General features: G+C 69.7%; 1 protein-coding gene. It reads left to right on the forward strand.

Going from position 1 to position 9005, the window contains the following annotated elements:
* Positions 1-107 precede the first annotated feature (107 nt).
* Positions 108-9005, forward strand: an 8898-nt coding sequence (locus AB1460_RS34045; RefSeq protein ID WP_368966419.1) for a DNRLRE domain-containing protein, incomplete at its 3' end; no start/stop codon positions are given.

Raw genomic sequence — 9005 nt, forward strand, 5'->3', positions numbered from 1 at the left:
GTCCGTCACCGTGCCCACTCGCGGATGTCTCCGTCTACGGACATCCTTACGGATCTCGGAGCCCTCATGCCCGGCCGGCACCTGCCCGCCCCGGCCGGCTCCAGGCGGTGGCGCTCCTGCTGATCCCGGTGGTCCTGATCGTCGCGATGGTCGTCGTCGAACGCACCCGCGACGGCGGACGCCGACCCATCTCCCAGGAGAACCCGTTCCGGGACATGAACCTCCCGGAGAGCAGCTCGGGTTCGGCCGAGGGCCGTGAGCACGAGGTGCCCACGGAGGAAACCCAGGCCGTGCAGGCACCCGACCCGGCGGCGGTCGAGCGAGCGGTCCCGGACCTGCCAGGCGCCGTGCCGACCACCCCGGGGCTCAGGGATGTACGCCTCACTGATCCGCAGGCGTCCCCGAAGCCGTCGCCTCCACCGGCGGCGGCCGGCGGCGCCACGGCGCCCGCGGGCGGGGCGGCGGCGCGGCCTGGTGGCGAGTTGCGTGCGGAGTTCGGTGAGTCCCGGACGGTTCGGCCAGACCGTGGCCCGGCCCGGGACGGCAAGCCGCAGGCGGGCCGGACCGAGCTGGTGGAGCGGCGTACCGAGAGCACACGCGAGTTCCGCAACCCGGACGGGTCGCTCACGACCGAGACCTCGATGGGCCCGGCGCGTTTCCAGGATGCCCGCGGCGGGTGGGTCGACATCGACACGGCGTTGGAGCAGGCCGGTGCGGGTCGTCTGCGCTCGGCGTCGACCGAGCATGTGGTCGAGGTCGCGCAGGACGCGAAGGATCCGCGGCTGGGCCGTATCGAGCTCGGTGAGGGGACGTCGTTCTCGTTCGGGCTCGTCGGCGCAGCCCCGTCCCGGGCGGAGGTCGACGGGCCCAAGGCGACCTTCGCCGACATCCGGGAATCGGCTGATCTGGAGCTCGGTGCCGTCGCGGGCGGGATGAAGGAAGTCATCGTCCTGCAGTCAGCCGCTGCGCCGACCGTCTGGGAGTTCCCGCTGGAGATGGAGGGCCTCACAGCCCGCCTCGACGGCCGCCAGGTTCTCCTGGAGGACGCTGCCGGCGAGGCGCGTGGTGTGGTTCCGCCCGGGTGGATGGAGGATTCACGCACCGAGGGTGGTATGGCCGCGACGTCGGACGGCGTCGTCTACAGCCTCGTCGAGGGCGAGGACGGCGGCCAGGTCCTGCGGGTCGAGCTCGACCGCGCCTGGTTGAACGACCCGGCCCGGGTCTATCCCATCCGGGTGGACCCGGCGGTCATCGGTGACTCGCTGTACGTCGGAGGTGACGACACCTACATCTCCTCCCTGCAGCCGAACACGAACTACTCCTCGCTCCCCGCGTTCTACGCCGGTAAATACCAGACGGACGTCCAGCGTGGCTATCTCAACTTCCCGGGCCGCTCCGAGCTCACGGGGGCGCACATCACCAACGCCCATCTGAAGATCTTCAACTACGACTCGGCCGGCGGGTGCACGCCGTATCCGGTGTCCTTGCGGCAGGTGCTGATCCCCTGGAACGGGTACAACATGACCTGGCCCGGGGCGACCATGGGCCCCGTCGTCGCCGAGGGCACCTTCGCGCGGGACCAGGGCAACCCCGCGTGTCTTCCGCAGTGGGAGTACATCGGCAACAGCGACGACCGCCTGCGTGACCTGGTCCACCTGTGGACCCACAACGCGTACGCCAACTTCGGCCTCGCGGTCACCGCGTCGGAGACGAACGACGACGCGCGCAAGGCGTTCTACACGGCGAACTGCTGGTGCAATCCGGCCGACCCTCCCTCGGACTTCCGGCCGAAACTGGAAATCAACTGGTCCTCCAACGGAGCCCAGTACTCGTACCCGAACGGCGCCCCGCAGTGGGTGACCATGCCGACGGCGACGACACCCGGCACCGTCATGGTCAGGGTCAAGAACTCGGGGCAGACGGCGTGGGCGGCGAACAGCGCGTTCAAGCTGGCCTACCACGTCTACCAGAACGGTGTCCTCTACGACCAGGAGGGCGCGGAGACGAACCTGCCCGTCGCGGTCAACCCGGGGGGCACGATCGACCTCGCGGCGACGGTCGATCCGCTTCCGGCCGGGACGTACGAGATCCGCTGGGACATGAAGCAGTCGGGCGTCGCCTGGTTCTCGTCCTGGGGCGTCGACTACATGAGCACACCGCTGACTCTCAGCGCCGCGCAGCCCCTCGTCACCGGTGTCGCGCCGCCGAACGGCACCGAGGTCTCCAGCCTGCGCCCGACCCTGTCCGCCAGCGGCAGCGACCCGGACAACGCGCCCAACCCCCTCACCTTCCAGTTCCAGCTCTGCACCGGAACGGACGCGGCATCCGGCTCCTGCTGGGACTCCGGATGGCAGTCCGGAACGACCTGGCAGCCGCCCGCCGGAGCGCTGACCTGGGGAACGATCTACTACTGGCGCGTCCGGGTGAGCGACGGCCTCTACCAGAGCTCCTGGCTGGGACCCATCGCCGTCCGGCCCGTGGCCGCCCAGTCGACGACCGAGGCCAGTCTGGGACGGGACCCCTACGTCCCACCCGTCTCCCATGTGCATCCACTGGCGCAGAACTACAGCTCGACGGTCACCGACGCCGCGGTCTCCGGGGTCGGCCCGGCGCTGTCGGTCTCCCGTACCTACAACAGCCTCAGCAGTTCCGACGGCATCTTCGGCCCCGGCTGGACGTCGGAGTTCGACAGGTCGGCGAACCCCGAGGCCGCCGGTGACGGCGACATCCTGGTACGGAAGGCGGACGGCCGGGTCGAGCGCTTCGGCCGCAACACCGACGGCACTTTCGCGCCGCCCCAGGGCGTGTACTCACTCCTGCAGGCGCCATCGCCCAGGATCGCCTCCTTCACCAGCGCGAACTCGACGACGTCGCTCGGGCTCGCGGACACCGGTGAGAGCTGGCAGGTTCTCGACGGAACCTGGGGAATCTCGAACAACAACGCCTACCTGGTCTCCGGCTCCATCTGGCAGCGCAATGCCGCGGTGATGCCAGCCGCCGCCGACGGTACGGTCCGTTTCACCGCTCCGGTGGCCCAGGACGGCATCGGTGTCGCGTTCCGCGTGCAGGACATCGACAACATGTGGATGCTGTACGTCCAGCCGTCCACGAACTCGCTGGTCCTGGCGAAGCGGGTGTCGGGGTCGGAGACGCAGGTCGCGACGATCGCGAACGCCTGCTGTTCCGCGAACGACACCTACGCGGTGACGACGTCGGGCAGCCAGATCACGGTGCTGCGGAACAACCAGGTCGTCGGGTCCGCCACCGACTCGGCGTTCAGCACGGTCACCCGGGCCGGCATCTACTGGGCCAGTGCGGGTTCCGGCCGCATCGGGTCGATCAACCTGATTGACGACCAGCATCGCGACACGATCACCCGGGCCAACTCGACGACGTCGCTGGGCACCACGGACAACGGCGAGAAGTGGCAGAACGTCGGCAGCGCGGCCTGGGGTGTCAATGGAAACGCCGCCTACCTGGCGACGGCGTCCGGCACCCGGAACGTGGCGACGGTGTCCGGTGCGGCCGACGGCGCGTTCTCGTTCACGATGCCGGTCGCCCAGGCCGGCCTGGGCCTCGCGTTCCGCTACGCCGACCCGGCGAACTACTGGCGGCTCGTCGCACAGCCGTCCGCCGGCACCTGGCAGCTGGTCAAGCGGGACGACAACGTCGAGACGACCGTGGCGACCTCGGCGGCCGGTACCTGCTGTACCGCGGCGGACGTGCTGCGGGTCGAGACCAACGGCGCGCAGATCCGGGTGCTGCGCAACGGGACGCAGATCCTGCTGGTGAACGACCCGTCGGTGTACTACGGCAGCCGCGCCGGCCCGTTCGCCGAGGCCACCGGCGCCGGCCGGCTCGACAACCTGGTCCTCTCGGCCGCGACCACTCTCACGGAGAAGGGCGGCAGCTCCTACGCCTTCCGGTCGGACGGCCGGCTGACCCGGGTCACGGACTCCGCCGCGCGGCAGCTGCAGCTCGCCTACGACGGCAACGCCCGGCTCACCTCGGCGACGAGTGTGACCAGCGGGCGCGCCCTGACCCTCGGCTGGTCCGGCGGACGCGTCAGCTCCGTGGCGACGGCATCAGTCGCAGCCCACAGCGGTGCGCTGACCTGGAACTACGGCTACACCTCCGGCAGGCTGACCAGCGTCACGGCGCCGCACTCGACGACACCGCTGACCTACACCTACGGCACGAGCGGTGGCGCGAACGGCAGGCTGACCCAGATCAATCTGCCGCGCGGCAACATCGACACCAGGGTCGGTTACAACACCGACGGCACGGTCGCCTGGCGTGAGGACGGCCTGGCGCGCCGCACCACCTTCGCCATCCACGCCACCGGCGCGACGACCACGATCCGCATCACCGACCCGCGGGGGCACGCGACCGACTGGAAGTACCAGAACGGGCAGCTGATCTCCCGGCTCGACGGCACCGACGAGCGGACGTTCAGCTACAACGACCGCGGCTTCCTCACCCAGGTCCGCGACGAGAACAACAACCTGCTGTCGATGCAGACCGACACCCGCGGCAACGTGCTGTCCCGCACCACCACCCGGGCGATGATCGGCACCAGCCCCGTACTGAACACGGAGTACTACAGCTACTTCGTCGGCGCACCGGGTGATCCGCGCAACGATCTGATCACCGCGTATCGGGACGCGCGGTCGTCGTCGCCGACCCACGACGTCTACCGGACGACGTACACGTACAACGCCGCCGGTGACCTGATCCAGACCCGCACACCGTCCACGCCGGACTTCCCGACCGGACGAACCACCAGCTCGGCGTTCACGAACGGCACCGAAGCCGCCGTGACCGGCGGTGGGACCGTGCCACGGGGCCTGCTGGCCAGCCAGACCGACGCCCGCGGCAAGGTCACGACCTTCGGTTACGACTCGAAGGGCGACCTGCGCCGTGACCAGGACCCGGCCGGGCTGGTGCACGAGTACACCTACGACGAGATCGGCCGGCGGCTGACGTCGCGGGAGATCTCCGACACCTACCCGTCGGGCCTGACGACCACGACGACGTACACCAAGCTCTCCCGGGTCGCCACGGTCACCGCCCCCGGGGTCACGAACCCGATCAACTCGACGACCCGCACGGCCGTCACGACGAACAGCTACGACCTGAACAGCAACCTCACCCAGGTCGTCGTCTCCGACTCGACCGGCGGTGACGCCGCCCGGACCACCACCTACACCTATGACAACGCCGACCAGCAGACGTCGCAGACCATCGCCGCCGGGACGTCGGCGGCGTCGACGACCTCGCTGACCTACGACCCGAACGGCAACATCGCCACCAGGACCGACGGCAACGGCACCGTCACCACCTACGCCTACACCGCGAAGAACCTGTTGGCGACGACGACCGTCGAGGACTTCGTCGACGACCCGGTCGCCGGCTCGACACCGCGTGACCTGCTTGCGGAGTCGCGGGCCTACGACCCGGCGGGCCGGCTCGCCTCCGTGACCGACGCCGAGGGCCGCACCACCGACCACACCTACTGGCTCGACGACCTGCCCCGCCAGGAGATCCTGCGCGGGTACCGCCCGCCGGACCTGACCAACGGGGTCCTGTCGGGCCCGGGTGCCTACGACATCGTCCTGGTCGACCGGACCTACGACGCCGCCGGCAACCCGACGTCCACCAGTACCGGTGGTGGGCTGCGCACCGCGGAGACCGCCTACGACGCCGCCGGACGGGTCACCTCCAACACGGTCGCCCCCGGCTCGGTGGCGCGGACCGCGACCTACACCTACGACGCTGGCGACAACGTGACGTCGACGGTGCTCGGCGCCGCCGGCACGGCCGCCACCGAGCGGGTCGACGTCGCCTACGACGACGCGTCCCGCCCGACCTCGGAAACGGTGTTCGGGGACGGCACCGCCACCTACGTCACGACCGTCCAGCATGACCAGCGGGGCTTCGTCACCGGTGTGACCGACCCCCGCGGCCACGTCGCCGGCGGCCCGCCGAACCCGGCGTTCAGGACGACGGTCGAGACGAACCAGATCGGGGTGACGTCACGGACGACGTCGCCGCTGGTGGCGGTCGAGGAGTGGAGCGGCAGCCCGACCGACCAGACGCAGACCGTCGACGGGATCCTCAACGTCCACGGCGAGGTCATCCGCGACCGTGACGCGCGCGGCAACGTCACCTCGATCACCTACAACGCGGCCGGTCAGGTCACCGGGCGGTCAGGGCAGCCGTACACCCCGCCCGGCGGGTCGGCGATCACCCCGACCGAGTCGTGGACGTATGACGACAACGGCAACGTCCTGACCCACACCGACGCCCGCGGCGAGACGACCACCACCGTCTACGACAAGCTCAACCGCCCGGTCGCCATCACCGACCCGCAGGTCGGCTCGGCCACCGCCGGTGTCAGCCGCATCCTCTACGACGACATCGGCAACGTCGTGTCCACCGTCAACCAGCTCGGCGCCTGGACGTTCTACGCCTACGACGACCTCGACCGGGTCTGGGCGACCACCGAGACCGAACGGACCCCGGCGGCGACGTTCACCACCTACACGGTGCACAACAACGCCGGTGACCTGGTCCGGATCCGTAAGCCCGCGAACGCGGCCGGCGGGCAGTCACAGACGGCGGTGTACAACCAGGCCGGCGATCTGATCGAGAGCCGGACCGAGACCAACGACCTCACCACCTACGGCTACGACCTCGCCGGCCGGCTGGTGGAGGCCACCGACCCCCTCGGACGTTCCACCCGGACCACCTACGACCGTGCCGGCCGCCAGGTCGAGGTCGCCCAGTACTCGCCCGCGGATGTGGAGCTGCGGTCGACCTCGACCGTCTACGACGCTGTCGGTAACCCGGTGTCGGAGACCGACCCGAGGGGCTGGACGACCACCGCCACCTACGACGCTCTCAACCAGCTGCGGACCGTCACCGAGCCGGTGGACGCCTCGACGTCGATCACCACCACGTTCGGTTACGCCAAGGGTGGCAAGCTCACCCGCCGGACCGACGGCCGCGGGAACCGGGTCATCTACACCTACAACCCGCTGCTGCTACGCGAGTCCGTCGTCGAGGCCCCGACCACCGCGCATCCCGCCGCCGCGGACCGTGAGTGGAAGACGTCCTACGACGCCGGTGGTCTGCCGGTGTCGGTGGCGGCACCGGGTGGGGTGGTGCGGTCCCGCACGTTCGACGAGCTGGGCCGGCTCACGGTGGAGACCGGTTCCGGGGGCGGTGCCACCGGCGCGGCCCGGTCGTTCACCTACGACCTCGCCGGGCAGGTCACCTCGTTCTCCCACCCGTGGGGCACCCAGAACACCACGTACAACGACCGGGGCCTGGTCACCGGCACCACCGGTGACGGTGGGACGACGACCTTCACCTACGACGTCAACGGGCGGATGATCTCCCGGGGTGATCCGGGGTCGTACTCCGCGTTCGGGTACAACTCCCGCGGTGACCTGAACCTGATCACGGGTACCGCGACCGGTGGGTCCCGCAGCCTGCACTACGACGTCGCCAGCCAGCTGACGTCGATCACCTACGCGAACCCGGGTGCGACCCGCGGCTTCGGCTACGACGACCTCGGGCGCACGGTGTCGGACACGTTGACCGGGCCCGGGGGGACCCTGCGGGAACAGACCTACACCTACGACGCGGGCGACAACCAGCTCTCGACCACGATCGGCCCGGCCGGGGTCGCGTCCGCGGGTACCCAGACCTACACCTACGACCGTGCGAACCGGTTGACGTCCTGGACCGACCCGGCATCGGCCACCACCACCTACGGCTGGGACGCCGCCGGGAACCGGACCTCCGTCAACGGTGTCGCCGCCACGTTCGACCAGCGTAACCGGCTGCTCACCGACGGCACCGCCACCTACACCCACACCCCCCGCGGCACGCTGGCGACCCGGGTGCAGGGCACCACCACCACCACGACGACCGGCTTCGACGCCTTCGACCAGCTCGTCTCCGACACCACCGGCACCACCACCACGGCCTACGGCTACGACGCCCTCGGCCGCCTCGCGGTCCGCAACGGCACCCGCCTCGTCTACGGCGGCCTGGAACGCGAGACCGTCACCGACGGCACCCAGGCGTTCTCCCGCGACCCCGACGGCGACCTCATCTCCGTCGGCACCTCCACCGGGAACTGGGCCACCCTCACCAACACCCACGGCGACGTCGTCGCCGCGTTCCCCACCAACGGCGCCTCCCTCGCCGTCGACCGCTCCTACGACCCGTTCGGTGAACCAGCCGTCACCAGCACCACCGCCCTACGCATCGGCTACCAAGGCAGCTGGACCGACCCCACCACCACCAAAATCTCCGCCCAGGCCCGCTGGTACACCCCCGGCACCAGCACCTTCATCTCCCGCGACCCCGCCGACCTGCCCTTCACCAGCGCCGCAGGAACCAACCGCTACACCTACGCAGGCGCCAACCCCCTCGCCTACAACGACCCCACCGGCTACTGGCCGAGCTGGGGAGACGTCAAAAAAGTCGGAAAAACTATCGGGTCGGCGATCTACGACAACACTGTCGGTGACGTTCTGAACGATGGAAAAGATATCGTCTCCGGTCTGCGTAAAGGTGGAATCGGTGGCGCCGTAGCGCCTCTTGCGAAGTTCGGCTTGAAACGCCTCCCCATCGCTACAGCGGCGAGGATAGGCCTCAAGATCTACGAGTACAACGACAAATTCAATAGGGCACGCGACGTCTACGAAGACCTCACCCGCGCGCCAGAGGGGCGCCAGGGCCGACCGGAGCGCAACGATCGCCAGCAGGAGCAAGGACCCACCGCGGCGTCCTCCTGGGCATCCCCCGACTACCCCTCGTACAGCGGATCCCCCGGCTCCTCGTACAGCTCTCCCTACCGATCCACCTATCGCTCAGGCAGTTCCACCACCGGCCGTTACGCCTCCACCTCCTCCGCACCGGCCGCGGAGCAGGTAAACCTGGAATGGCTCAACGCCCCCCTCATCTCCGCCACCAACCCCACCAACATC

The sequence above is a fragment of the Parafrankia sp. FMc2 genome, from assembly GCF_041008525.1.
In the GTDB taxonomy this organism is placed as follows: Bacteria; Actinomycetota; Actinomycetes; order Frankiales; family Frankiaceae; genus Parafrankia.